The sequence below is a fragment of the Mycobacterium sp. NGS66 genome (assembly GCF_059812225.1).
The window spans coordinates 350,675-374,661 of the sequence record NZ_JCALCG010000001.1 but is presented as its reverse complement, the minus strand read 5'-3'; the positions used below and the strand labels follow the sequence as shown (position 1 = coordinate 374,661).

Annotated in this window: 25 protein-coding genes; 12 read left to right on the top strand and 13 right to left on the bottom strand. The window is 66.6% G+C overall.

The window, feature by feature from the left end; translation table 11 throughout:
• Nucleotides 1-7: 7 nt before the first annotated feature.
• The 4 genes from AC5Y2L_RS01955 to AC5Y2L_RS01940 form a co-directional block, all read right to left on the bottom strand.
• Complete coding sequence (locus tag AC5Y2L_RS01955; RefSeq protein WP_499938972.1) at nt 8-1,714, bottom strand: Hsp70 family protein; 1,707 nt, start codon at nt 1,712-1,714, stop codon at nt 8-10.
• 85 nt (nt 1,715-1,799) lie between these two features.
• A complete protein-coding gene (locus AC5Y2L_RS01950; protein WP_499938973.1) occupies nt 1,800-2,177 on the bottom strand; it encodes a hypothetical protein in 378 nt (125 codons plus the stop codon).
• 86 nt (nt 2,178-2,263) lie between these two features.
• The gene (locus tag AC5Y2L_RS01945; RefSeq protein ID WP_499938974.1) at nt 2,264-2,887 is read right to left on the bottom strand and encodes a hypothetical protein; all 624 of its coding nucleotides are present in this window, start codon (nt 2,885-2,887) and stop codon (nt 2,264-2,266) included.
• A 316-nt stretch (nt 2,888-3,203) separates the two neighbouring features.
• Entirely contained in the window at nt 3,204-3,722 is a 519-nt protein-coding gene (locus AC5Y2L_RS01940) for a hypothetical protein (protein ID WP_499939147.1), read from the bottom strand.
• A gap of 182 nt (nt 3,723-3,904) precedes the next feature.
• Here AC5Y2L_RS01940 and AC5Y2L_RS01935 point away from each other — a divergent pair, with 182 nt between their 5' ends.
• Nucleotides 3,905-4,984 carry a DUF4185 domain-containing protein gene (locus AC5Y2L_RS01935; protein WP_499938976.1) on the top strand — a complete coding sequence of 360 codons (1,080 nt, stop codon included), beginning with the start codon at nt 3,905-3,907 and terminating at the stop codon, nt 4,982-4,984.
• A gap of 88 nt (nt 4,985-5,072) precedes the next feature.
• On the opposite strand, the gene AC5Y2L_RS01930 is transcribed toward AC5Y2L_RS01935, so the two are convergent.
• The 5 genes from AC5Y2L_RS01930 to AC5Y2L_RS01910 are packed head-to-tail and all read right to left on the bottom strand — an operon-like array spanning nt 5,073 to nt 8,166.
• On the bottom strand, nt 5,073-5,507 hold the full coding sequence (locus AC5Y2L_RS01930; protein WP_499938977.1) for an SRPBCC family protein: 435 nt from the start codon (nt 5,505-5,507) through the stop codon (nt 5,073-5,075).
• Between the two features lies 1 nt (nt 5,508).
• On the bottom strand, nt 5,509-6,318 hold the full coding sequence (locus tag AC5Y2L_RS01925; RefSeq protein ID WP_499938979.1) for a 1-acyl-sn-glycerol-3-phosphate acyltransferase: 810 nt from the start codon (nt 6,316-6,318) through the stop codon (nt 5,509-5,511).
• A 17-nt stretch (nt 6,319-6,335) separates the two neighbouring features.
• Complete coding sequence (locus AC5Y2L_RS01920; protein WP_499938980.1) at nt 6,336-6,896, bottom strand: nuclear transport factor 2-like protein; 561 nt, start codon at nt 6,894-6,896, stop codon at nt 6,336-6,338.
• Complete coding sequence (locus AC5Y2L_RS01915) at nt 6,893-7,561, bottom strand: enoyl-CoA hydratase-related protein (RefSeq protein WP_499938982.1); 669 nt, start codon at nt 7,559-7,561, stop codon at nt 6,893-6,895. The genes AC5Y2L_RS01920 and AC5Y2L_RS01915 overlap by 4 nt, the downstream gene beginning before the upstream one ends.
• The gene (locus AC5Y2L_RS01910; RefSeq protein ID WP_499938983.1) at nt 7,558-8,166 is read right to left on the bottom strand and encodes a TetR/AcrR family transcriptional regulator; all 609 of its coding nucleotides are present in this window, start codon (nt 8,164-8,166) and stop codon (nt 7,558-7,560) included. Before AC5Y2L_RS01910 ends, AC5Y2L_RS01915 begins: the two co-directional genes overlap by 4 nt.
• A gap of 511 nt (nt 8,167-8,677) precedes the next feature.
• Between AC5Y2L_RS01910 and dnaK the strand changes: the two genes are divergently transcribed.
• Genes dnaK through AC5Y2L_RS01890 form a run of 4 tightly spaced genes read left to right on the top strand, consistent with a single transcriptional unit; the run spans nt 8,678 to nt 12,869 of the window.
• Entirely contained in the window at nt 8,678-10,549 is a 1,872-nt protein-coding gene (gene dnaK / locus AC5Y2L_RS01905; RefSeq protein WP_499938984.1) for a molecular chaperone DnaK, read from the top strand.
• A complete protein-coding gene (grpE, locus tag AC5Y2L_RS01900; protein ID WP_499938986.1) occupies nt 10,546-11,250 on the top strand; it encodes a nucleotide exchange factor GrpE in 705 nt (234 codons plus the stop codon). Before dnaK ends, grpE begins: the two co-directional genes overlap by 4 nt.
• Before the next feature lie 36 nt (nt 11,251-11,286).
• Complete coding sequence (gene dnaJ / locus AC5Y2L_RS01895) at nt 11,287-12,456, top strand: molecular chaperone DnaJ (protein WP_499938988.1); 1,170 nt, start codon at nt 11,287-11,289, stop codon at nt 12,454-12,456.
• Nucleotides 12,456-12,869 carry a heat shock protein transcriptional repressor HspR gene (locus AC5Y2L_RS01890; RefSeq protein WP_499938989.1) on the top strand — a complete coding sequence of 138 codons (414 nt, stop codon included), beginning with the start codon at nt 12,456-12,458 and terminating at the stop codon, nt 12,867-12,869. Before dnaJ ends, AC5Y2L_RS01890 begins: the two co-directional genes overlap by 1 nt.
• Nucleotides 12,870-13,014: 145 nt before the next feature.
• Here AC5Y2L_RS01890 and AC5Y2L_RS01885 read toward each other — a convergent pair whose 3' ends face one another.
• The 3 genes from AC5Y2L_RS01885 to AC5Y2L_RS01875 all read right to left on the bottom strand — a co-directional run bounded on the left by AC5Y2L_RS01885 (nt 13,015) and on the right by AC5Y2L_RS01875 (nt 15,717).
• Nucleotides 13,015-13,905 (bottom strand): aldose 1-epimerase, encoded by an 891-nt coding sequence (locus tag AC5Y2L_RS01885; RefSeq protein WP_499938991.1) that lies wholly within the window; start codon nt 13,903-13,905, stop codon nt 13,015-13,017.
• 13 nt (nt 13,906-13,918) lie between these two features.
• Complete coding sequence (locus AC5Y2L_RS01880) at nt 13,919-15,079, bottom strand: FAD-binding oxidoreductase (protein WP_499938992.1); 1,161 nt, start codon at nt 15,077-15,079, stop codon at nt 13,919-13,921.
• A gap of 290 nt (nt 15,080-15,369) precedes the next feature.
• Nucleotides 15,370-15,717 (bottom strand): alpha/beta fold hydrolase, encoded by a 348-nt coding sequence (locus tag AC5Y2L_RS01875; protein ID WP_499943614.1) that lies wholly within the window; start codon nt 15,715-15,717, stop codon nt 15,370-15,372.
• Between the two features lie 188 nt (nt 15,718-15,905).
• Here AC5Y2L_RS01875 and clpB point away from each other — a divergent pair, with 188 nt between their 5' ends.
• From clpB to AC5Y2L_RS01845, 6 genes are all read left to right on the top strand, one after another.
• Nucleotides 15,906-18,452 carry an ATP-dependent chaperone ClpB gene (gene clpB / locus AC5Y2L_RS01870; RefSeq protein ID WP_499938993.1) on the top strand — a complete coding sequence of 849 codons (2,547 nt, stop codon included), beginning with the start codon at nt 15,906-15,908 and terminating at the stop codon, nt 18,450-18,452.
• A gap of 169 nt (nt 18,453-18,621) precedes the next feature.
• Nucleotides 18,622-19,470, top strand: coding sequence for a trehalose monomycolate transport factor TtfA (gene ttfA, locus AC5Y2L_RS01865; RefSeq protein ID WP_499938995.1), 849 nt, complete (start codon nt 18,622-18,624; stop codon nt 19,468-19,470).
• Between the two features lie 44 nt (nt 19,471-19,514).
• Nucleotides 19,515-20,288 carry an SDR family NAD(P)-dependent oxidoreductase gene (locus tag AC5Y2L_RS01860; protein ID WP_499938996.1) on the top strand — a complete coding sequence of 258 codons (774 nt, stop codon included), beginning with the start codon at nt 19,515-19,517 and terminating at the stop codon, nt 20,286-20,288.
• On the top strand, nt 20,275-20,823 hold the full coding sequence (gene pyrE, locus AC5Y2L_RS01855; protein ID WP_499938998.1) for an orotate phosphoribosyltransferase: 549 nt from the start codon (nt 20,275-20,277) through the stop codon (nt 20,821-20,823). The genes AC5Y2L_RS01860 and pyrE overlap by 14 nt, the downstream gene beginning before the upstream one ends.
• Nucleotides 20,824-20,844: 21 nt before the next feature.
• Nucleotides 20,845-21,729: a hypothetical protein gene (locus AC5Y2L_RS01850; protein ID WP_499939150.1), complete on the top strand. Its 885-nt coding sequence runs from the start codon at nt 20,845-20,847 to the stop codon at nt 21,727-21,729.
• A complete protein-coding gene (locus tag AC5Y2L_RS01845; protein ID WP_499939000.1) occupies nt 21,726-22,370 on the top strand; it encodes a TrmH family RNA methyltransferase in 645 nt (214 codons plus the stop codon). The genes AC5Y2L_RS01850 and AC5Y2L_RS01845 overlap by 4 nt, the downstream gene beginning before the upstream one ends.
• Nucleotides 22,371-22,566: 196 nt before the next feature.
• Here the strand turns inward: AC5Y2L_RS01845 and secE2 are convergent, their stop codons facing one another.
• Nucleotides 22,567-22,782, bottom strand: a complete 216-nt coding sequence (gene secE2, locus AC5Y2L_RS01840; RefSeq protein WP_067229813.1) for a calcium dodecin — start codon at nt 22,780-22,782, stop codon at nt 22,567-22,569.
• Between the two features lie 67 nt (nt 22,783-22,849).
• Between secE2 and AC5Y2L_RS01835 the strand changes: the two genes are divergently transcribed.
• Nucleotides 22,850-23,971 (top strand): glycoside hydrolase family 76 protein, encoded by a 1,122-nt coding sequence (locus AC5Y2L_RS01835; protein WP_499939002.1) that lies wholly within the window; start codon nt 22,850-22,852, stop codon nt 23,969-23,971.
• The last annotated feature ends 16 nt before the right edge of the window (nt 23,972-23,987 follow it).

Here is a 23,987-nt window from a genome sequence, read left to right as displayed (position 1 = left end):
CGGCCGTCTAGCGCCCGGGAGCGGGCCCGAACGGACCGAACCCGGGTCCACCCGGACCGCGGGTGGGCGGCGGCGAGGCCGTCGTCGTCGCCGGCTTGGTGGTTGTTGCTGCCGTGGTCGTCGGCGCCGACGACGTTAGCGTCGTGGTGGTCGGCGCCTGGGTTGTGGTTGTCGGCGCAGCTGTCGACGACCGAGTGGACGGTGCCTGGGTGGTGGTCGCCGGTGGCTGGGTCGTCTGAGACGGCGGCGGGCTCACCGACGGGGAGGGGCTGTTGTTCGGCCCGGTGCTGGTGACCGTTTGCGGCGTTTGCGATTCCTTGGGCGTGGTGTTGACAGGTGTGGTCTTGCCGTGGCCGACGGTGAGGGCCAACACCACCGCCAGCAGCACCGCCGCAAGCGCAGCGACCACGGTGACGACCAGCGCCGTGCGCTTGTACCACGGCAGTGGTCCCGGTTCTTCGTCGCGGCGCTCCTCAGCTGCAGGGACGTGCGCCGGTGGTTCCGCGCCGTAGCCGCCGGTGTGTTCGGGACCGGTGTAGGGGACCGGCTCTTGTCCCGTGGCGGAATCCTGTGACCAGGCCAGAGCGTAGGCGGGTCGGTCGGCGTCCTGATGTGGCAACGCTTCGGTTTCCGGCACGCTGACCAGTTCGGTCGGTACTTCAACCGCGGCACCTGCCGCGGTGGCCGCACCCGCCGACAACTGCTGGGCGCCCAACGCCGCCGCGCCGATGGCAGCGCTGAACATGGGTTGCGGCGTGGTGAGGACGGGGACCCGAAGGCGTTCCGAGAGCCGCGCGGTCACCAGCGGGATGCTGGCCCCTCCGCCGAGCGCTGCCACCGCGGCGAGGTTCTCACGCGGAATCCCGTTGCGCTGCAATACCTCCGCCAGCGTGGCCACAAATCGGTCCAGCGGCGCGGAGATGAGTTGCTCGAGCTCTGCGCGGGACAGCCGGAAATCTGCGCCCGAATCCGTCGTCAGGGTGGCCGCCGTGGCGCTTGACAGTTGCTCCTTGGCGCGTCGGCTGGCCGCGAGCAGTCGCGCCGACACCGGCCGGGTGGCGGCGAGATCGGTGCTGGTGGCGGCGTCTTGACCGCCGGACCGCACATAGCTGGCAACCAGCTGGTCGATCGCTTCGCCGGAGAAGTCGGTGTACCGAATGGACTGGCCGATCTGCTGGAAATTCGAGCCGGCATTGATCAAGCTCACGGTGGTGCCGCCCGCGCCGAAGTCGCACAGCGCGACGACGCCGTCCCTGGGGAATCCCGCTTTGCTCCGCAGCGTCGCCAGGCCGGCCGCGGCGTCGGAGATCAAAACCGGGGTGACGCCCTCGGCGGCCAGGCCGGGTTGGGCGAAGAACTCGCTGCGCAAGGTGGCGGACTGGGCATCGGACCAATACGCCGGGACCGCGATGGTAATCGGCGATCCATAACCGACCGAGCGCGCGAGCGCCTCAAGCGCTTCCACCATCAATGCATCGCCGAGGTACTTCGTGCCGTCGGCCGCCACCAGCGGGTTGCGGTCGCCTACCCGCTCGACGAAGCCTCGCATCACCAGGCCGGACTCGGTCAGGTTCGGGTTCTCTTCGGGCAGGCCGACCTCGGTTGGCCGACCGTCGAAAAGGGTCAGTACCGAGCTACGCATGACTGGAGCGGCACCGGGGTGGACCGCGACCAGGTTGGCCACCCCGATCGACAACCCGAGTGGCTCAGTCATAGTGCATACTCCCGTGCTTGTTTGGGTGCCGGCATTCGGCTCACGGTCCTCACCCTAGTGTTTAGCCGTTCTGACCCCGGCCGTGTCAAAAGTGCGGTAGATGCGGCAAGCGGTGTGGTTGCGACGACGGCGTGTCGGTGTCCACGGTCGGTGGATTCGTGCTCGTCGTCGTCGTCGTTGTTGTGGTGCTGGTCGTCGGCGCGGTCGTCGTCGCCGCCGGACTGGGCATGGTGGTCGTCACCCTCGACGTCGGGGGCGTCGGCGTCGACTCCGGATCGTGCATGAGCTCGACGACCCCGAAGATGATCAGCCCGATCAGCACGACGATGAGTAGGCCGATTCCGGCCAGGCCTAGGGGTTTGCGCCAGCCCGGCACGGGTTCCGGTTCGTGCTCGGCGTCGCCCCTGTTGCCGTGGGCGGTGGGGTCGTTGACGCCATAGCCCGGTGGGTCGTTCCTTGCCACGGCCGCTGAGCGTATCGCCTAGGACTGGCGGCATGTCAGTGCGCACCGGTCGATGGTCAAAACGCGACCTTGCCGCGACCGGGTTGTTAAGGGACGGGCGGCACGGTGATCGGGGTTGGCACCCCCGGAATCGTTATCACCGACGGCAGCGGCGGCAGATGTTTGTGTGTTTTGGTGGGCGCCGGCGAAGGTTGCTGCGACGGCGGCTGTGGCGGCGGTTGCTGCGATGGCCGATGCGGTGGCGGCGGGGCCCCGCTGGGCGGCGGTGCCGCAGGGGGAGCGGTCGTGGATTCCGGCGTCGTCGTGGACTCCGGTGGCGTCGTGGTGGTGGTAGGTGTGACCGTCGTCGACTCGGTGGTGGTCGAACTGGTTGTCGGCGTGTTGCTGGTACCTTCGCCGCCGCCGATCAACTTGGTGATGCCGTAGATGATCAGCGCAATCAGAACCAGCACAAGGAGCCCCCAGAGCAGCAGCCCCAGCCACCGGCGGTACCACGGTGCCGGCTTGGCGTCCGGGTCTACCGGTTCTTGGGGCTGGAATCCCTCGTACGGAGCCTGTGGTTCCGGGGGCCGGTAGGTGTCATGCGGAGCGGGAGGAGGCGGTGGAACGTCCGGCGGAGGCGGCGGCCCCTGGCCGGCCTGCAATTGATCCCACGGCGCCTTTTGGGTTGGCTGCCGGTTGAAGTCATCGGGTGGGCGATAGTTTGCCACGGCACCGATGGTACTGACCGTACCTGGCGATCGCCGCAGGCTTCCTCGGCGTTGGGCAGCACACCGTCACACCAGCCACTGCCGGGTGTGGGCGTTGCCTGTGAAGTAGGCGGCGCTGGCTGTGACGCTAGGGCGGTGGGCGTGAAGCCTGGGCGTTGGGTGTGACGCAGGGGCGGCGGGCGTGAAACCCGGGATTTCAGTGTGAAGCCTGGGCGGCGAGAGGCGGATTTCCGCGCCCTGGCGTAACGCTCAACGCCGCCACTTCACACCCAACGCCGTGAGTACACACTCAACGCCGTGATTGCGCGGCCAACGCCTAGAAGGTGTCGACCTTCTGGATGCTGACGAACATGCCGTGACGGGTGTTGTTGTTGGTGAACCGGGTGCCCTCGACGGTGGCGTTGATCGTCCAGCCCTGCGCGTCGTAGGTCTTGTAGTCGATCGTGACGGCCGGGATGGCCCCGAGATTGCCGAGGACCCACTGCACGGATCCGTTGGCGTTGACGTTGACGCCGTTGGCGTGCTCGCCATCCTGCAGCGGCGAGTTGGTGAACGCGGCTTCGCAGCCGACGCTGTTCGTATTGATCTGGCAGCGCGTCAGCCCCGATTTCGTCTCGATGAAGACGTAACCGTTCTGGTCGGGCTTCAGCGGGATGGCGCCGCCCGGCCCGGGCGGGCTTGTCGGTGTCGGCGGCGGAATCGGCGCTGCGGTCGGCAGCGCGGTGGGGGTGTCCCGTGGGGTGGGAAAGGACGGTTCGGTTGGCCCGGTGCCGGGTACCGCGACCGGCTTGCCCTCGATCAGAGTGCTGCACCCGGCAACCAACAGCACCGGCATTAGGGCCGCGCCGCACAGTGCTTTTCGCGATAAGAGCACGCGCTACTCCTGAAAAATCAGAGATATCGGGAGTCAGATTACGGCCGAGGTAAGGCGAGTTACAGCAGTGACGCGCCTTTGAAACCGCCACGATGACAAAGCGTTACCGCTGCTGCGTCCGCGGGAACGGTGATAATGACCCGGTGGAGCCGACGTCCGCCGAGCAGGGGCCGCGGCACACAGCGGCCCTCGGGGCTGCCCGGCGGCTGCGCCGTGGCGAGGTTCGTAACCTCGGGCCGATCGCGGGGACCGGCGCGCGCGGGGGGATACCCGGCATCGGCGCGGCGGACCTGGGCGAGGTCGTTCGGCTACCCGACGGGTCATATGTGGCCGTCTTCGGCGACGCGTTCGGCGGCAGCAGGGTAGGCACATATCCCCATTACCCCTCGGTCGCAGTGCCGGTGACATTCGACGACCTGGGTCGCCCACATTTCGGGCTGCCCCTGACCGGACCGAGGGGAAGCCTCAATCCGTTGTTCATCCCGCCGCGTCAGGCGCGCGGAATGAACACGCTTCCGGCGGGCAGCATCCAACTCAGCAGTCGGACTTACATGCTGGTGGTCGGTACCAATCAGCTGCGCCCCGAGGGGGGTTCGTGGCTCGTTGAAGTCGACGACCCATCGAAAGGTTGGCGGCCCGTCCCAGGGTCGTGGCGTCCGGGCGGCCATGCGAACGGCGGGCAGTCGCAGATCAGCGGATACCAGAGCAAGGACGGCAAGGTATACATCGTCGCCGACTCCTTCGACCGGAGCCGAAAAGTGAGGCTATATCGGGCCGACCCTGGAACCTGCGCCGACCGCTCCGCCTGGCAGCCCCTGGTTCGACGGCCCGACGGCGGCACCGGCTGGGGCAGACCCAGACAACATGCCGTCGCGATCAGTGACACCAACTTCGGCGAACTCAGCTTCCGGGAAATCGGCGGTGCCGCCGTGCTGTCCGGTTTCAATGTGGCAAGCGGCCCGGATGGCAGGGTGGAGATCCGGGTAGCCGACCACCCCACCGAGGTGTTCAGCAAGGGCAAACTGACCGTTGTCATGCAGCAGCATGACCCTGATGCGCCACACTTCGTGCCACAGAACTATGGCGGCTACATCATTCCCGGATCTACCCTGGAATACCTGAATATCTTTGCCAGCCAATGGAATACGCAGACCGACTCGAACGGGGTGCCGATTGGTGCGCCGTACAACACCCAACACGTCGTCGCCAACGTCCTGCGCTGAATGGGCTCGGCGCTCGTTACTCGCCGAACGTGTAACCACTGCGAAATCTCGGCCCGATTTTCGCAGTAGGTGCACGCTCGGCGACGGCTTAGTCCCCGAATTCCAGATGGTGCCGGATTTCCTCGGCGATCGCTTCCAGGTTACGGGCGACCAGACCGCGCCCGATCATCTCGCTGATCCACGCGATGCCGTAGCCGGTGACGGAAAACGCCAAAGTCATTGTGAGCCGGCTGCCTTCGCCGTCAGGCTCGACGATTGCGTCGAAGGAGTGCCGTGTTCCTCTTACCGATTGCCAGTGCAACCGGCCGTCTTCGGGCGGTGCGATGAGCACCCGTCCGCCCAAATGCACTGTGCCACTGTCCAGATAGACATCCCACAGTTCACCCTCAGCACAGGACTCGATGAACCGGCATCGGCTGAGCGTGGACGTCTTGGAAAGCAGTTTGTGCGGGTCGGTGACGAAGTCGGTAATTTCGTCGGCAGGGCGACGGACGTGGCGCGAGACGGTCACCTGCTGGGTCATGTCACCGGACCATCGGGACGACGGTTCTGCTGGCCAGTTTGGACAGTCCGACCTGCATGACGCTGGTGACGTAGTCATACGCGTAATCCCAGTCAGGTTTATCGCCAAACCGGTCGCGCAGATCGATCGGGTCGAGTACTTGCATGCGGATCTTGGCCGGAAGCGGAACGTGCGGCCATGGTATCGGCGACAGACCCCACGGGACGCTGAGCGTCATTGGCATGCTTTTCACCCGCGCCAGTTTGTCCAGCCGCAGCAACTTGGCGGTGCGACGGCCGTCGTTGAGGATGATCAACGTGTCGTGACCGCCGGTGGCGACCACCGGGACGATCTTGACCTTGCATCGATGAGCCAAGTGCAAAAAACCCTTACGGCCCGAGAAGACGATCTTGTTGCGGTCCCGCCAGGGCCGCAACGCCTCCACGTCGCCGCCGGGATAGACCAGCGCGGACGCTCCGGTCTCGAAGATGCGCTCGGCGAAAGAGTTGGCTGCCGGCACCACGCCGAGTTTGCGGGTCCATCCGCCGATCACGGGCGCGGCCGTGACGGTGTCGTGCGCCAGCCCGTACAGCGGGCGGCCTTCGACGGTGAAGAAGGTGTTGTAGGCCAGCAGGAAGATGAACGTGTCCGGCGTGGAGCCGCCACCGCTGTGGTTCCCGACGAACAGCACCGGCTCGTCGGGCACGTTTTCAAAACCATTCACCTCGGCCCGGAACCACACCGTCGCGGCCAACCACAACGGCGGCAGGACGGCCCGGATGAACTCGGGATCGCGCTGGCGAAGTTCTTCGGGTATCGATGCGCCGCTCATCTGGAGGAGATTAACCACTAACGCGCGTCGATGAACTCGCGAAACTGCTGCGGCACGTCAGATATTTCGATCTTCTGCAAGAAATCGGGCGTGGTGATCGCGGAATAGGTCTCCTCGCCGATGATGAAGCCCTCGGCATCGAACGGCCAGACGATCAGCATGCGCAGCGAAAGGAGGTAGAAGGCCTGCGGATCGTCAACGGGAAAGCCCCTTTTCGCGGCGTCGGCTCCGTAGTAGAGCGAGCGGTAATTGCCCTCGGTAACGATAGTGTCGTCGTCGACCACGATGCGATCCATGTCGAATTCGAGGTAGAACTGGCCGCCCCGCACAATGGTCTCTTCGTAGAACGTCCGGACCGCTTCGCGTCCCACCGGGCTCATATCCGCCGGCGCGCCCCAGGCGATGTAGCGCGGGTTGGCGGTGAGCGTCGACATCACCAGATCGACGTCCAGATTTGCCTCGCCTTTGGCGTGCTGCAGCAGCCGGTCGAGCATCAGGAGCTGGCGTGGATTCGTGGTCTTGGCGATCCGTTGCTCGATCAGCCCGAACATCTTGGTCCGGTCGATGAGGTCGGTCATGTGGCGGCTCCCTCCGCGGTTAGCGTAGCCACCGCCTGGGCGAACATGGTCTGTTTGATCGCGCCCAGCGTGCCCTGGTTTTTGCCGCCGAGCGGTCGCAGCAGGGCCAGGGCCGCATCGGTCACGGCGCCCTCGGCTGCCGCGCTGTCGACGATTCCGATGCCGGCGGCCTCCTCGCCGCCGAAGCGCCGACCGGTCGTCATCGAGGCGACCGCGGCTTGCGGAGTGAGTTTGGCCTGGATCAGCGCCGCCATGCCGGGCGTGAACGGGATGTTGATGTCGACTTCGGGAAAGCAGAAGTAGCCGCGATCGGCACGCATGACCCGGAAATCGTGCGCCAGGGCCAGCATCGCCCCGGCGCCGAACGCATGGCCGACGACCGCTGCCGCCGTGGGGATGGGCAGCGTCAGCATGCGGGCCAGTAATCCCTGGACCCGCCCGACGTACCACTGGGTCTGGTCGGCGTGCGCGGTGAGCCAGTCCAGATCCAGCCCGTTGGTGTAGAACTTGCCGGTGGCCGTCGTCACCAGGCCGTGGGCGCCGCTGGCGACGACCTCGTCAAGGCGGGTGTTGATGTCGTCGAGAAAGGCTGGGGAGAACCGGTTTTCGTCGTCGCCGAGATTGAGGATGGCGATTTTCTCGTCGTAGTCGAGGCTGATTGTCATGGTGTTGTCCTTTCGGGAGGTGGGCCGACGTCCAGCACGGCCGTGACGGCCGCACGAAGTTGTTCACGCGCCGTCTTGCTGCCGAGGCGGTTGCGGCGCAGCAGGATTGCCGTCGGCAGATCGACGATGCAGGTGGTGATGGTGTCCACGGCGGCGGCGTCTTTGCGATCCCATAGGCTGACCGCGAGTCGGATCATCAAACCGACCAGCCTGGTCTCGAGATCTCTTATGGCGGAGGCAATTTCGTCGGGCAAGTCCGAATTCAGAAGGGTGTCTCTGGGCACCGTCAGCAGCAGCCGCCCCGAGTTCGGATACTGCTCGGCGAAAGCTGCTGGGGTATCCGCGGCAGCCAACACGGCCTGGACTCCGGTCGGTGCTTGCTCCACCGATGCCGTCTGCGCGTCCAGAAACCGCTGTCCGGCGCGCAGCCATGCTCGGGCTAATAGACCCATCCGCGACCCGAAGGTGTGGTACAGCGCGCCGTTGGACATGCCGACCGCCGCGCTGATCGCCCGGATGGTCACTGCGGCCGGGCCGGCGGAGACGGCCAACGACTCGACGGCGTCGAGGACGCGGTCGGGGTCATGCAGGCGAGGGCGGGGCATGATCGGCATGATAACAGAGCGAGTGCTCTGTTATCATTGGTCGCGGTGATTTGCGGGCTCAGAGGGTTAACTGTGCACTCACGGCTTTGCGTGTGCATCTACGGCTTTGCGAGTGCGTCTACGGCGGCGAATCCGCGATTTCCTCCGCCTTGGCGTAACACTCAAAGCCGCGGCTTCACACTCGACGCCGCCACTTCACACAGGACGGGACGCGGCCTCAGGCGAATTGCTCAGGCGATTGAGGCCAGGGCGCGTTCGGCGCGGCGCTCGACCTGTGCTTGGCAGACACTCGAGGTTCATAGACCCGGCGCATCGAAGCCGCGCCCGCACGAGAAACCGACGAACTCGCCACCCGGGAACAAGATGTCGGCGCCCGCCGTTAGGATGATCAACAAGTTGAGTGAATCCGGCTCAAGTCTGAGTTGACAGCCCAATCGTCGGGTAGCAGTCTTGAGCCGGGTTCACTCAGCATAGTGCAAGAAAAGAAGCAATCTACTCAGGAGGAATCACTATGGCTCGTGCGGTCGGTATCGACCTCGGGACCACCAACTCCGTCGTGTCCGTTCTGGAAGGTGGCGACCCAGTCGTAGTCGCTAACTCCGAAGGCTCCAGGACCACGCCGTCCGTCGTCGCGTTCGCGCGTAACGGCGAAGTGCTCGTCGGCCAGCCGGCCAAGAACCAGGCGGTGACCAACGTCGACCGCACGGTGCGTTCGGTCAAGCGGCACATGGGCACCGACTGGTCCATCGAGGTCGACGGCAAGAAATACACCGCGCAGGAGATCAGCGCGCGGATTTTGATGAAGCTGAAGCGCGACGCGGAGGCCTACCTCGGTGAGGACATCACCGACGCGGTCATCACCGTGCCCGCCTACTTCAACGACGCCCAGCGCCAGGCCACCAAGGAGTCCGGCCAGATCGCCGGTCTCAACGTGCTGCGCATCGTCAACGAACCCACCGCCGCGGCACTGGCCTACGGCCTGGACAAAGGCGAGAAGGAACAGACCATCCTGGTGTTCGACCTCGGTGGCGGCACCTTCGACGTCTCGCTGCTGGAAATCGGCGAAGGCGTGGTGGAGGTCCGTGCCACCAGCGGTGACAACCACCTGGGCGGTGACGACTGGGACGACCGCATCGTCAACTGGCTGGTCGACAAGTTCAAGGGAACCAGCGGCATCGACCTGACCAAGGACAAGATGGCCATGCAGCGGCTGCGGGAAGCGGCCGAGAAGGCCAAGATCGAGCTGTCCTCGTCGGGCAGCACGTCGATCAACCTGCCCTACATCACCGTCGACGCGGACAAGAACCCGCTGTTCCTCGACGAGCAGCTGACCCGCGCGGAGTTCCAGCGCATCACGCAGGATCTGCTGGACCGCACCCGTGCACCCTTCCAGCAGGTCATCAAGGACGCTGGTATCTCAGTTTCCGACATCGACCACGTGGTGCTGGTCGGCGGTTCGACCCGGATGCCCGCGGTGACCGAGCTGGTCAAAGAGCTCACCGGTGGCAAGGAGCCCAACAAGGGCGTCAACCCCGACGAGGTAGTGGCCGTTGGTGCCGCGCTGCAGGCGGGTGTCCTCAAGGGCGAGGTGAAAGACGTTCTGCTGCTTGACGTTACGCCGTTGAGCCTGGGTATCGAGACCAAGGGCGGCGTGATGACCAAGCTCATCGAGCGCAACACCACCATCCCGACCAAGCGGTCGGAGACCTTCACCACCGCCGACGACAACCAGCCGTCGGTGCAGATCCAGGTCTATCAGGGTGAGCGCGAAATCGCTGCGCACAACAAGTTGCTGGGATCCTTCGAGCTGACCGGTATCCCGCCGGCTCCGCGCGGCGTCCCGCAGATCGAGGTCACCTTCGACATCGACGCCAACGGCATCGTGCACGTCACGGCCAAGGACAAGGGCACCGGCAAGGAGAACACGATCCGCATCCAGGAAGGCTCCGGCCTGTCCAAGGAGGAGATCGACCGGATGATCAAGGACGCCGAGGCGCACGCCGAGGAGGACCGCAAGCGTCGCGAGGAGGCCGATGTCCGCAACCAGGCCGAAACGCTGGTCTACCAGACGGAGAAGTTCGTCAAAGAACAGCGCGAGGCCGAAGGCGGTTCGAAGGTCCCCGAGGACACGCTGAACAAGGTCGATGCCGCAGTGGCAGAGGCTAAGACAGCGCTTAACGGCTCGGACATCGCCGCGATCAAGACCGCGATGGAGAAGCTGGGCCAGGAATCGCAGGCACTGGGACAGGCGATCTATGAAGCCACCCAGGCCGCTCAGGGCGGCGCCGCTGGCGGTGCCAGCGCTCAGCCCGGAGCCGGCGCCAGCTCATCCGACGACGTGGTGGACGCGGAGGTGGTTGACGACGACCGGGAGTCGAAGTGACGGAAGCAAATCCGGAACAGGTGACGGTCACCGACAAACGGCGCATCGATCCCGAAACGGGCGAAGTTCGGCACACCTCTCCCGGCGCCGCGCCGGGAGAGGCCCAGCCGACGGGCCAAGCCACGGCAGAAGCGGTGGACAGGACGGCGGACAAAGTCGCTGAGCTGACCGCTGATCTGCAACGGGTGCAGGCCGATTTCGCCAACTACCGCAAGCGGGCGCTGCGCGACCAGCAAGCGGCGGCGGATCGAGCCAAGGCCGCCGTCGTCAGCCAATTGCTGGGCGTGCTCGACGATCTCGATCGGGCCCGTAAGCACGGTGATCTGGAGTCTGGTCCGCTGAAGTCGGTCGCCGACAAACTGACGAGCGCGCTGAACGCGTTCGGCCTGACGGCCTTCGGCGCCGAGGGCGAGGACTTCGACCCCGTCCTGCACGAAGCCGTGCAGCACGAGGGCGACGGCGGCGAAGGCACCCGACCGGTGATCGGGACGGTCATGCGGCATGGCTACAAGCTGGGTGACCAGGTCCTGCGCCATGCCCTGGTCGGTGTCGTCGACACGGTGTCCGCCGACACCACTGAGGCGGCTGATGCCGCCGGGGCCGCCGATGACACCGGAGAAACCGGGCAGGCCGAGCCGGGCGATAACCCTGACATCGCCGGTGAGCAGGGGACAGAATCGAATTCATCGGAAAGTCAGTGACGACCAATCCCAGAAGGCGAAAGGAGGTGACGCGAAATGGCCCAGCGTGAATGGGTCGAAAAGGACTTCTATAAGGAGCTGGGCGTCTCCTCCGACGCCAGCGCCAAAGAGATCAAGACGGCTTACCGCAAGCTGGCTTCCGATCTGCATCCGGACAAGAACCCTGCCGGTGCGGAACGGTTCAAGGCGGTCTCCGAGGCGTACAGCGTGTTGTCAGACGAGGCCAAGCGCAAGGAGTACGACGAAACGCGGCGGCTGTTCGCCGGTGGTGGTTTCGGTGGCCGGCGGTTCGACACCGGTGGCTTCGGCGGCTTCGGCATGGGTGGTGACGGCGCCGAGTTCAACCTGAACGACCTGTTCGACGCCGCCGGCCGATCCGGCGGCACGAACATCGGCGACCTCTTCGGTGGCTTGTTCGGCCGCGGCGCCAGCCCCCGTCCCACCCGGCCGCGCCGGGGCAACGACCTGGAGACCGAAACCGAGCTGGACTTCATCGAGGCCGCCAAAGGCGTCGCGATGCCGTTGCGGCTGACCAGCCCGGCCCCGTGCACCAACTGCCACGGCAGCGGCGCACGGCCGGGCACCAGCCCGAAGGTGTGTCCCACCTGCAACGGCTCCGGCGTGATCAGTCGCAACCAGGGCGCCTTCGGTTTCTCTGAGCCCTGCACCGACTGCCGGGGCAGCGGGTCGATCATCGAGCACCCCTGCGAGGAGTGCAAAGGCACCGGCGTCACGACCCGCACCCGCACCATCAATGTGCGCATCCCCCCCGGTGTCGAGGACGGACAGCGGATCCGGCTGCCCGGGCAGGGCGAGGCCGGGTTGCGCGGCGCCCCCTCGGGTGACCTGTACGTCACGGTGCATGTCCGGCCGGACAAGCTCTTCGGCCGCGACGGCGACGACCTCACCGTGACCATCCCGGTCAGCTTCGCCGAATTAGCCTTGGGCTCAACGCTTTCGGTTCCGACACTGGACGGCACCGTGGGTGTCCGGGTGCCGAAGGGCACCGCCGACGGCCGCATCCTGCGGGTGCGCGGACGTGGTGTGCCCAAGCGCGGCGGCGGCAGCGGCGACTTGCTGGTGACCGTCAAGGTTGCCGTCCCGGCGAACCTGGACGGCGCCGCAAAAGAGGCGCTGGAGGCTTATGCGGCGGCCGAGCGGGCCAGTGGTTTCGACCCGCGGGCCGGATGGGCAGGTAATCGCTGATGGCGCCAAACCCCAGGAACTCGAGGAAAGAAGAGTCCCGCACCTTTCTGATTTCGGTGGCCGCGGAGCTGGCCGGCATGCATGCGCAGACGCTGCGAACCTACGACCGGCTCGGTCTGGTCAGCCCGCAGCGCACCTCCGGCGGTGGGCGCCGCTATTCGGAGCATGACGTGGATCTGCTGCGCGAGGTCCAGCGGCTCTCCCAGGACGAGGGCGTCAACCTCGCCGGCATCAAACGGATCATCGAGCTCACCAACCAGGTCGAGGCGCTGCAGTCCAGGCTGCAGGAGATGAGCGAGGAGTTGGCCGCGTTGCGGGCCAACCAGCGCCAGCGCCGCGAGATCGCGGTGGTACCCAAGAGCACGGCCCTGGTGGTCTGGCAGCCGCGTGGTGAGCGAGGCGCGCGGCGTTGACTGTGACGTCACGGCGTTGACTGTGACGTCACGGCGTTGACTGTGAGCCGACGGCGTCATCAGCCGCCCGAATCCCGCCCTGGTTACACGCTCAAATCCCTACGTGCACAATCAAATCCGTAGATTCACACGCAAAACGCCAAACTCACACGCGAATCGCGAACTGGGCCTCCGCCGGCTCCCCGGGATGCGCGCGGCGATAACCTCCCCGACGTAACGCGTCGGTTGGCGCGGCCATCGGCTCGAAACACACCAGGTCCTCGGCGGTGGGCGCGAATATCTGCGCGGCCGGGAAGCCGTGGTCGAAGCGGACCTCGATGCGGCGGTCGTCGCCCGACACCGCAAACACCGCGCCGTCGGCCACCTGGTCGTAGCCGTCGTCGAAAGCCTTGTCGCCCAACGGTTCCGAGCTGGCCGGCTGCATGACGCTCTCGCCGGTCGGCAGTCCACGCTCGTCGACCAGCAGATGGCGCATCGCGGGCGTTTCGATGCGCCACTGGCTGCGCGGCACGCCGGGCAACCGAAGGTAGGGGTGGAAGCCGAAACACAGCGGAACCGCCTTGTCGGTGGTGGCCGCGACGGTGGTGTGCACGCTGAGCGTGCGGTCGGCCAGTTCCACCCGCACCACCAGCAGGTGCGGGAACGGGAATCCGGCCAGCAGCGACGGATCGGCGCCGAAGTCCACTTCGGCGATCAGTTCGTGGGCCGTCTCGCTCATCACGCGCCAGCCCCGGTAACCGGCGAGCAGGCCGTGGATCGGCAGCCCGTTCGGGTCGGCACGCACGCCGCGAGCGCCCGGCTCCAGGGTGATCACCTCGCCGTCGACCGTATAACTGGTGGAGCCCAATCGGTTTGCCCACGGGTAGAGGATCGGGATGCCCATCGTCTTGCCCTCGGCGAGGTAAGCCTCCAGCCCGCGTCGCTGGCCGAGCAGTTCCACCTCGCCGTCCGACAGCGAGACGCCGATCATGCCGGCCTCCGGTACGAACTGCGCGGCCACCGGCGACGACGGGTCACGCAGGGTGACGACATGCATGGCTCACCTCTAGTTAGCTGGACAGCGGATCATGCTGAATACGTTGCGGCGAAGCGCCTTTGGCGATCAGAGCGGCCTTGGTGGCGCGGACCATGGCCGGACCGCCGCAGATCAGGATCTGCCGGTCGCCCCATCCGCCGTACTTGGTCACCACCTCGGGCAGCCGGCCGTTTTGGGGCACGTGCAGCCCGCGCGGCGGCGTCACATCCGGGTAATCGGCCGCCCAGGCCGGGTCGCGGCTGTACTCCGACACCGGCGAAACCGACAGCCACGGGTTGTGGGCCGCGATCTGCCACAGGGTGGGCAGGTCGTAGAGCTCGCAGCGATAGCGCGCGCCGAAGAACAGATGCACCCGGGGGTTGTCCACGTAGCGGGCGAGGTCCATGATCAACGTCCGCAGTGGTGCGAGCCCGGTGCTGCCCGCGACCAACAGCACGTCGCCGCCGTTGCGGTCGACCCGCATGGCGCCGTGCGGGCTGGACAGTCGCCACCGGTCGCCGGGCCGGGTCTCGTTGACAATCGCGGTGCTGACCAAACCGCCGGGCACCACGCGAACGTGAAATTCGATCGCGCCGTCCGGGTTGGACGGAATGGCTGGGCTGAGGTACCGCCAGCGCCGCGGGCATTGTGGGACGTGGACGTTGACGTACTGGCCCGGGTGATAGGGCATCTCGCTATCCAACAGCAGCCGGATGACGGCGAGATCACGCGACACCCGGCGGTGCTCGGTCACCGTGCCGTCCCACCACGCCGGTCCCTGCTCGGCGTCGGCGGCGCCGCTCATCACCCCGGTGATCAGGTTCAGCGATTGGGTCGCGGCGTCGTCCACGGCATCGGTCCAGGCGTCGGCAAGCTCGTCGCGCAGCGTGGTGTACAGCGCCTGCCGCAACGTCTCGTAGTGCGGCGCGACGACCCCGTACTTGCGGTGGTCGCGGCCGAGTTGGGCCAAGAACGCCACCGGCGGCTCGGCACGCTGCGCGACCAATTCGCCGTATACCCAGCCGAGAGCCTGGGCGAATGCTGCCCGTTGGCCGGTCATATCCGGCGGAAACAGATCTCGCACCGCGACGTCAACAGAAAACCACCGCGTGTAGAACCGGTCGACCAGGCCGTTGCCGTCGCTATCGAACGCGGCGTGCAATACCCGCAGCGCTTCGGCGTCGTCGAGGCCCACGGCCGACGATTCTAGGCGAGCAGCCTATTGGGCGTGAATTCCGTTGTGCCGCTGGCAGTGCACGATCCACGTTCGGTCAGCGCCTTACCCGACTCGCTGCAAAAATCTGGTCATCGTCGCGACCGTCTCTTCGGGTGCTTCGAACGGCCAGAAGTGCCCGGCGTCAAAGAAGTACACGTCGCTCCCGGCCGGGAGAAGCGCCAAAACGTCTGGGTCAGAATAGAATTCACGCGGCTGCAGCGGATCCTTCGACCCTTGTAGCAGCAGGACGGGCGCGGTCCAGGACCGGATCAGCGTCGTACGCCGATCGACCCACTCCTGACGGAACGACGACGAGTGGAAATAGCGCGGCACGGCCGTGGCGATGCCGGGATGGCTGAACTCGGCAACGGTACGGACCAGGTCGCTGGCGCCCCGCGCGCGTACCCGACGACGCGCCCAGCGGCGTTGCTGGCGCGATGATCGCCGACCGGGCTGCCGCGGTCATGCGTTACCCAGACGAATCTGTCCACCCCGATCTCGTCCAGCAGCGCCTCGAGCTGGAGGGCCACTCCGCGTTGGCGATAGTCGCCGGGGCGCTTGTCCGACTGACCGTATCCCTTCAGGTCCACGGCGATGCAGTGGTAGCCGCCGGCCAGTGCTTCCAGCGCATGGTGACGACATCGTCATCCGCTGATCCTCGCACTCGTGTCGCGGCATCGCTGCCGTCCATGCCGGCGTGGAGGGCTGGGACGAAATTGGGTAAAGTTGAGCGGAACAGACTCAACCTTGACGGCGTTGAACAACGCGACAAGCATTTTTTCGAGATACCAGAAACGGAGGTGTCGTGGACTCTTTCAACCCGACGACCAAAACGCAGGCGGCTCTGACGTCGGCCCTGCAGGCGGCGGCTGCCGCCGGTAACCCCGAGATCAGGCCCGCTCATCTGCTGATGGCGCTGCTGACGCAGAATGACGGGATCGCCGTGCCGTTGCTGGAGGCCGTCGGCGTCGAACCCGCGACCGTGCGCGCCGAAGCGCAGCGCCTCCTGGACCGGCTGCCGCAGACCACCGGGGGCGGCTCACAGCCGCAGCTGTCCCGTGAGTCGCTGGCGGCCATCACCACGGCTCAGCACCTGGCCACCGAAATGGACGACGAGTACGTCTCCACCGAGCACCTGATGGTCGGGCTGGCCACCGGCGACTCCGACGTCGCCAAATTGCTGACCGGCCACGGCGCCTCGCCGCAGGCCTTGCGGGAGGCGTTCGTCAAGGTGCGCGGCAGCGCCCGAGTCACCAGCGCCGACCCCGAGTCCACCTATCAGGCCTTGGAGAAGTACTCCACCGACCTCACCGGTCGCGCCCGCGAGGGCAAGCTCGACCCGGTGATCGGCCGGGACAACGAGATACGCCGCGTCGTGCAGGTGCTGTCTCGTCGCACCAAGAACAACCCGGTGCTCATCGGCGAGCCCGGCGTCGGCAAGACCGCGATCGTGGAGGGCCTGGCGCAGCGCATCGTGGCCGGTGACGTGCCGGAGAGCCTGCGCGACAAGACCGTCATCGCCCTGGACCTCGGGTCCATGGTGGCCGGCGCCAAGTATCGCGGCGAGTTCGAGGAACGGCTCAAGGCCGTGCTCGACGACATCAAGAACTCTGCCGGGCAGATCATCACCTTCATCGACGAGTTGCACACCATCGTGGGCGCCGGCGCAACCGGCGAGGGCGCGATGGACGCGGGCAACATGATCAAGCCGATGCTGGCCCGCGGCGAGTTGCGGCTGGTCGGCGCGACCACGCTAGACGAATACCGCAAGCACATCGAAAAGGACGCCGCGCTGGAGCGGCGCTTCCAGCAAGTATTCGTCGGCGAGCCGTCCGTGGAGGACACCGTCGGCATCCTGCGCGGGCTCAAGGACCGCTACGAGGTGCACCATGGTGTGCGCATCACCGACTCCGCGCTGGTGGCCGCCGCCACGCTGTCCGACCGCTACATCACCGCACGGTTCCTGCCGGACAAGGCCATCGACCTGGTCGACGAGGCGGCCAGCCGGTTGCGGATGGAGATCGACTCGCGGCCCGTCGAGATCGACGAGGTCGAGCGCCTGGTGCGCCGGCTGGAGATCGAAGAGGTGGCGCTGGCGAAGGAAGAGGACGCGGCGTCCAAGGAGCGGCTGGCCAAGCTGCGCGCCGAGTTGGCCGACCAGAAGGAGAAGCTCGCCGAACTCACCGCGAGGTGGCAGAACGAGAAGAACGCGATCGACATCGTCCGCGAGCTCAAAGAACAGCTGGAGACGCTGCGCGGTGAGTCCGAACGCGCCGAACGCGACGGCGACCTGGCCAAGGCCGCCGAGCTGCGGTACGGCCGCATCCCCGAAGTCGAGAAGAAACTGGACGCCGCGCTGCCGCAGGCCGAGGCCCGCGAGAACGTGATGCTCAAGGAAGAGGTCGGCCCGGACGACATCGCCGACGTCGTGTCGGCCTGGACCGGCATCCCGGCCGGACGACTGCTGGAAGGCGAGACGGCCAAGCTGCTGCGGATGGAAGACGAGCTCGGCAAGCGGGTTGTCGGGCAGCGGAAGGCCGTGCAGGCCGTCTCCGACGCGGTTCGACGGTCCAGGGCCGGGGTGTCCGACCCGAACCGGCCGACCGGGGCGTTCCTGTTCCTCGGCCCCACCGGCGTCGGCAAGACCGAGCTGGCCAAGGCGCTGGCCGACTTCCTGTTCGACGACGAGCGCGCCATGGTTCGCATCGACATGAGCGAGTACGGCGAAAAGCACTCGGTGGCCCGGCTGGTTGGTGCGCCTCCCGGCTACATCGGCTATGACCAGGGCGGTCAGCTGACCGAGGCGGTCCGTCGTCGGCCCTACACCGTGGTGCTGTTCGACGAGGTCGAGAAGGCCCACCCGGACGTGTTCGACGTGCTGCTGCAGGTGCTCGACGAGGGGCGGCTGACCGACGGGCAGGGTCGCACCGTCGACTTCCGCAACACGATCCTCATCCTGACCTCCAACTTGGGGTCCGGCGGTAACGAGGAACAGGTGATGGCGGCCGTGCGTGCCACGTTCAAGCCGGAGTTCATCAACCGGCTCGACGACGTGCTGGTCTTCGACGGGCTCAACCCCGAAGAGCTGGTGCAGATCGTCGACATCCAGCTGGCCCAGCTGGACAAGCGGCTGGCCCAACGACGGCTGCAGCTGGAGGTGTCGCTGCCGGCCAAGCGCTGGCTGGCGCAACGCGGGTTCGACCCGGTCTACGGGGCGCGTCCGTTGCGGCGGTTGGTGCAGCAGGCGATCGGCGACCAGTTGGCCAAGATGCTGCTGGCCGGCGAAATCCACGACGGCGACGTCGTGCCGGTCAACGTCAGCCCCGACGGCGACTCGCTGGTCCTGGGCTAACTCATGCCGCGCCGAACGTGCTCTCACGGTGAGAATCGAGCGATTTTTTCGCCCTGAGAGCACGTTCGGCAGGTAGTTTTACCGGCGCCGGTCTCCCGGGCAAACTTTGATTCGGTTGTGACCTGGTCGGATTCTCGTTTCTGGCCAAACAGCAGATACGCTAGTCGGAATGGTTCCGCTTTGGTTCACGCTGTCCGCACTGTGCTTCGTCGGTGCGGCGGTGTTGCTATACGTCGACATCGATCGGCGCCGCGGACGAAGTAGACGCCGCAAATCGTGGGCGCGGTCCCACGGCTTCGACTACGAGCGCGAGTCGACCGAGATCCTGCAGCGATGGAAGCGCGGCGTGATGTCGACGGTCGGCGATGTGGTGGCCGAGAACGTCGTACTGGGCCAGATCCGCGGCGAGGCGGTGTACATCTTCGATCTCGAGGAGGTCGCCACGGTGATCGCGCTGCACCGCAAGGTGGGCACGAACGTCGTGGTGGACCTGCGGCTCAAAGGCATCAAAGAGCCGCGGGAGAGCGACATTTGGCTGCTGGGGGCGATCGGGCCGCGGATGGTGTACTCCACCAATCTCGATGCCGCCCGACGGGCCTGTGACCGGCGCATGGTCACCTTCGCGCACACCGCGCCCGACTGCGCCGAGATCATGTGGAACGAGCAGAACTGGACCCTGATCAGCATGCCGATCAGCAGCACTCGCGCCCAGTGGGACGAGGGTCTGCGCACCGTGCGCCAGTTCAACGACCTGTTACGGGTGCTGCCGCCGCTGCCCCAGGACACCCCGCAGGAAACCGCGCCGGCGCCGCGTGTCGCGGCGCCGAGTAGGCCGTTGGCACAGTCCGCACGAGCGGAGTTGCCGTCCCGACGGGCCGGGACCGACGTCGCCGGGCTGTTGTCCGACACCGGCCGCAGGCCCGAGCCGATGCACCGGGACGAGAGTCGTTCCCCGGGTACTCGGCGCCAGCCGCCAACCGGGCGCAACGGCCAACAGGCCACCAAATATCAGCACTGACAGGGCACCGGGTATGTGCGACCCGGCTCAGTACACTGTCGCTCATGCCTCGACCCGTCGCCCTGATCACCGGGCCTACCTCCGGGATCGGCGCAGGGTACGCACGACGCTACGCGCGCGACGGATACGACTTGGTCTTGGTCGCCCGCGATGTCGACCGGTTGACGCAGTTGGCCGAAGAGCTGCGGACGGACGCCGGCCAGATCGAGGTTTTGCCCGCCGACCTGGCCGAGGCCGCCGACCGTGACAAGGTCGCCGACCGGCTTTCCTCGGGCGTGCAAGTTTTGGTGAACAATGCCGGATTTGGAACCTCCGGCGAATTCTGGACGGCCGATCCCGCCCTGCTGCAAAAGCAGCTGGACGTCAACGTCACCGCAGTGATGCAGCTGACCCGGGCCGCGTTGCCGGCCATGCTGGACGCCGGCGCCGGCACCGTCGTCAACATCGCCAGCGTGGCCGGCCTGGTCCCCGGCCGGGGGTCGACCTATTCGGCGTCGAAAGCCTGGGTGATCTCGTTCACCGAGGGCCTGGCCGGGGGACTGCAGGGCACCGGTGTGAGCGTGCACGCCGTGTGTCCCGGGTTCGTGCACACCGAATTCCACACCCGGGCCGGCATCGACCAACCCCAGGTGCCGTCGTTCATGTGGCTCGAGGTCGACGACGTGGTCAGCGAAAGCCTGGCCGAGATCGCTCGCGGCAAGGTGATCATCGTCCCGAGTATTCAGTACAAGGCGATCGTCGCCGCCGGGCGGCTCATGCCGCGAAACCTGTTGCGGCTCACCGGCAGACGAGTCGGCGGCGGTCGTGGCCGAACCTAGCCGGACAGAGCGGGCGGAGCTGGCCGAGCTGGTGCGTCGACTCTCGCTGGTACACGGTCGCGTCACGCTGTCGTCGGGCAAGCAAGCGGATTACTACGTCGACTTGCGTCGCGCTACCCTGCATCACCGGGCCGCCGCGCTGATTGGCCGCCTGATGCGCGAGCTCACTCGAGACTGGGACTACGCCGTCGTCGGCGGCCTGACCCTGGGCGCTGATCCGGTGGCGACGGCGATCATGCACGCTCCGGGCCGCCCGATCGACGCGTTCGTGGTTCGGAAGTCCGTGAAAACCCATGGCCTGCAACGTCTTATCGAGGGATCTGAGGTGTCCGGCCGACGCGCGCTGGTGGTGGAGGACACCAGCACCACGGGTGGATCGGCGCTGACGGCGGTGCGGGCCGTCCGAGAGGCGGGTGGCGAGGTGATCGGCGTGGCGACGGTGGTGGACCGCGACACGGGCGCCGCGGAGGCGATCGAAGCTGAGGGACTGCCGTACCGCAGTGTGCTGGGCCTGGCCGATCTGGGGCTGAGCTAGGGCGCTATCGTGCGGACGTTCATGGTTCTGGCCTGCCTGACGGCCTGTCTGGTGGGCTGCTCGGGCTCGGACCACGCCGCTCGCCCCTACGGTGCTCAGGCTGCGCGGCTCGGCGAAGCGCTGGGTTTGCTCGGCTGGAACATGTCGGTGTCGAATCTGCGCTGGGACGACGACTACGTGCTGATCGACGTCGACGCATCGCCGACGGACCCCAAGGCGCCGCACGCCAAACCCGAGGACATCCGCTTCGGCCTTTACGGCGCTTTGGCGCACCCGATGGAATCCACCGGCATGGCTAGCTGCGACGAGGCGATGACCAAGGTCCACGACATCACCACGCCGTTGTCGGCGCCCTCGGGCCGGCTCACCGGCACGGTGTGTCTGGGTCCGCTCAAGGACCGAAGCCAGGTCCGTGGGGTGTACTGCTACTCGCCGCAGGACCGGATCCCGAAAACCTCGGCCGCCTATCCAGCGGCGTTTCCGGTCGGCCTGCTGCCGACCAACGAGAACGACACCGGCTTGGTGGTCAAGACCACCAGCATTTCGGCCTGGCACGCCGACGGTACCCCGGTGACCAAGGCGCAGCTGGGTGATGCGGGCGCGTTCGCCGGCAATGGCTACATGCTGCTTGGGCTGCAGGCCGACGCTGTGGCTGCCCGATACCGCGACGAGTCAGCGACGCGTGGCGGCCCGCTGATGCTGCTGGCCGCGCCGACTTTACCCGGCCAGGGGCTGAGCCAGGCCTGCGCGGCATACGGGTCAGCGGTGCTGGTCCTGCCCGATGCGTCGTTGAACTCGGTGCACGTCAACGCGTCGCTGTGTACCCAGGGCGAAATCAACCAGGCGTTGCTTTATGCGACCGTGGCGATAGTCGGCACCCACGCCGGCGTCTGGACGCTGCGGTGAGCGAGCCCGGCCCCACCGAATGGGGAACACCGGGCGGCGGAGTCGGGCCGTGGGACGGCGAGCTCCCCGAAGATCCGCGGTATGACCCAATCTTGTTGCGGGATGGGGATACTCGCAATGTCGTCGACGCCTACCGGTATTGGACCCGGGAAGCGATCGTCGCCGACATAGACAGTCGTCGTCATCCGCTGCATGTGGCGATCGAGAACTTTGGGCACGACGCCAATATCGGTTCGGTGGTGCGTACCGCCAACGCGTTCGCCGTGCACACCGTGCATATTGTCGGCCGGCGGCGCTGGAATCGCCGCGGCGCCATGGTGACCGATCGCTACCAGCGGTTATGCCATCACGACACGGTAGCTGAACTGCTGGACTTCGCGGCCGGCGCGGGATTGACCGTCGTTGCGGTAGACAACGTCCCGGGTGCGGCGCGCCTGGAGCAGACTGCGCTGCCGCGGGACTGTCTGCTGGTATTCGGACAGGAAGGCCCCGGTATCACCGACGACATTCGCTCTGGCGCGGCGATCACCGTGTCCATCGCCCAATTCGGCTCGACGCGCAGCATCAATGCCGGCGTCGCCGCGGGAATTGCAATGCACGCATGGATCAGGGAGCACGCCGACATGTCGCGTGCCTGGTGAACGGCGTCGGGTGTGAAACGGTGGCGTCGAAAGTGAAGCGGTGGAGTCAACGGTGACGCCAGGGCGTTGATTGTGAAGCGGCGGTGAGGATTTCGCGATTTGTCCGCCCTGGCTTCACAGCCAACGCCGACGTTTCACAGCCAACGCCGTGGCTTCACAGCCAACGCCAACGTTTCACACCCGACGACCGACGGCGTCAGCTCGGCCGCGCGGGCCTCATCTTGAACGAGACCTCCAGCTTGATGCGGAAGGTGATCTTGCCGGCGCTGTCCACCGACATGTCCTGTTCGATGACGCGTGCCACGCGGATGTCGTCGACGCTTTCCCGTGCGCGCTGCACAGCCTCGGCGGCGGCCTGCTCCCAGGAGGTCGGACTGGTCCCGATGATGTCGATCACCTTGTACACGCTCATGGGCAGAAAGCGTAGCCGCCGGTTGCTCCCGCCACATCGACTCCAGGGCTAAGGCAGGATCTAACCCATGGAGCAGGTTTGGGCGAACCGGGCGGCGAGTGCGGAAGCCGCCGTCACGCAACGACACCTGAAACGGCTGTGGGCGCTGCCCGGAACACAGCTAGGGGTGGTGGCCTGGCCGTCGGACCGCAAAGACCGGTTGTTCGGCACCTGGCACTACTGGTGGCAGGCGCATTTGCTGGATTGTCTGATCGACGCGCAGCTGCGCGACCCGCAGCCACAGCGGCGGACCAGGATCAACCGGCAGGTTCGTTCCCACCGGTTACGCAATAACTTCTCCTGGACCAACAACTACTACGACGACATGGCGTGGCTGGCGCTGGCGCTGGAACGTGCGGCCCGAGTGGCCGGGGTGGAACGCCGTCGCGCGCTCCCCAAACTCGCAGACCAGTTCATCAAGGCATGGGTGCCGGAGGACGGCGGCGGCATACCGTGGCGCAAGCAAGACCAGTTCTTCAATGCCCCGGCCAACGGCCCGGCCGGGATCTTCTTGGCGCGTTACGGCGATCGGCTGCAGCGTGCGGTGCAGATGGCCGACTGGATTGACCGCACGCTGATCGATCCGGAGACGCACCTGGTGTTCGACGGCATCAAGGCCGGCTCGCTGGTCCGCGCGCAGTACACCTATTGCCAGGGAGTGGTGTTGGGGCTGGAAACCGAGCTGGCCGCACGCACCGAGGACCGGCGGCACGCGGAACGAGTACATCGACTGGTCAAAGCCGTCGCCGAGCACATGGCGCCGTCGGGGGTGCTGCAGGGCGCCGGCGGTGGCGACGGCGGTTTGTTTGCCGGCGTCACCGCGCGATATCTCGCGCTCGTCGCCACGGCATTGCCGGGCGACTCCACCGAGGACGTATCGGCGCGCCGCAGCGCCGGCGCGCTGGTGCTATCGTCGGCGAAGTCGGCATGGGACTATCGGCAAACCGTCGACGGGTTACCGGTGTTCGGAGCGTTCTGGGACCGCGACGCGGAGCTGCCCACCGGCGCCGGCAAGCGAGCGCAATTCGTCGAGGGTGCGGTCAACGCGTCCGAAGTAGCGGAACGGGACCTGTCGGTGCAGCTTTCCGGGTGGATGCTGATGGAGGCCGCGCACAGCGTCGCGGTGCACGACGACGCAGAGTCGGCCTGATGGTGGCGACCCGCCG

Bases quoted from the DNA above. Each gene is read 5' to 3' on its own strand.
- AC5Y2L_RS01925 (WP_499938979.1), bottom strand. From the start codon at position 6,318: ATGAGCGGCGCATCGATACCCGAAGAACTTCGCCAGCGCGATCCCGAG.
- AC5Y2L_RS01890 (WP_499938989.1), top strand. From the start codon at position 12,456: ATGGCGCCAAACCCCAGGAACTCGAGGAAAGAAGAGTCCCGCACCTTT.
- AC5Y2L_RS01860 (WP_499938996.1), top strand. From the start codon at position 19,515: ATGCCTCGACCCGTCGCCCTGATCACCGGGCCTACCTCCGGGATCGGC.
- AC5Y2L_RS01915 (WP_499938982.1), bottom strand. From the start codon at position 7,561: ATGACAATCAGCCTCGACTACGACGAGAAAATCGCCATCCTCAATCTC.
- ttfA (WP_499938995.1), top strand. From the start codon at position 18,622: ATGGTTCCGCTTTGGTTCACGCTGTCCGCACTGTGCTTCGTCGGTGCG.
- dnaK (WP_499938984.1), top strand. From the start codon at position 8,678: ATGGCTCGTGCGGTCGGTATCGACCTCGGGACCACCAACTCCGTCGTG.
- AC5Y2L_RS01940 (WP_499939147.1), bottom strand. From the start codon at position 3,722: ATGCCGGTGCTGTTGGTTGCCGGGTGCAGCACTCTGATCGAGGGCAAG.
- AC5Y2L_RS01850 (WP_499939150.1), top strand. From the start codon at position 20,845: ATGGTTCTGGCCTGCCTGACGGCCTGTCTGGTGGGCTGCTCGGGCTCG.
- dnaJ (WP_499938988.1), top strand. From the start codon at position 11,287: ATGGCCCAGCGTGAATGGGTCGAAAAGGACTTCTATAAGGAGCTGGGC.
- AC5Y2L_RS01885 (WP_499938991.1), bottom strand. From the start codon at position 13,905: ATGCATGTCGTCACCCTGCGTGACCCGTCGTCGCCGGTGGCCGCGCAG.
- AC5Y2L_RS01955 (WP_499938972.1), bottom strand. From the start codon at position 1,714: ATGACTGAGCCACTCGGGTTGTCGATCGGGGTGGCCAACCTGGTCGCG.
- AC5Y2L_RS01910 (WP_499938983.1), bottom strand. From the start codon at position 8,166: ATGCCCCGCCCTCGCCTGCATGACCCCGACCGCGTCCTCGACGCCGTC.
- secE2 (WP_067229813.1), bottom strand. From the start codon at position 22,782: ATGAGCGTGTACAAGGTGATCGACATCATCGGGACCAGTCCGACCTCC.
- AC5Y2L_RS01920 (WP_499938980.1), bottom strand. From the start codon at position 6,896: ATGACCGACCTCATCGACCGGACCAAGATGTTCGGGCTGATCGAGCAA.
- AC5Y2L_RS01930 (WP_499938977.1), bottom strand. From the start codon at position 5,507: ATGACCCAGCAGGTGACCGTCTCGCGCCACGTCCGTCGCCCTGCCGAC.
- AC5Y2L_RS01835 (WP_499939002.1), top strand. From the start codon at position 22,850: ATGGAGCAGGTTTGGGCGAACCGGGCGGCGAGTGCGGAAGCCGCCGTC.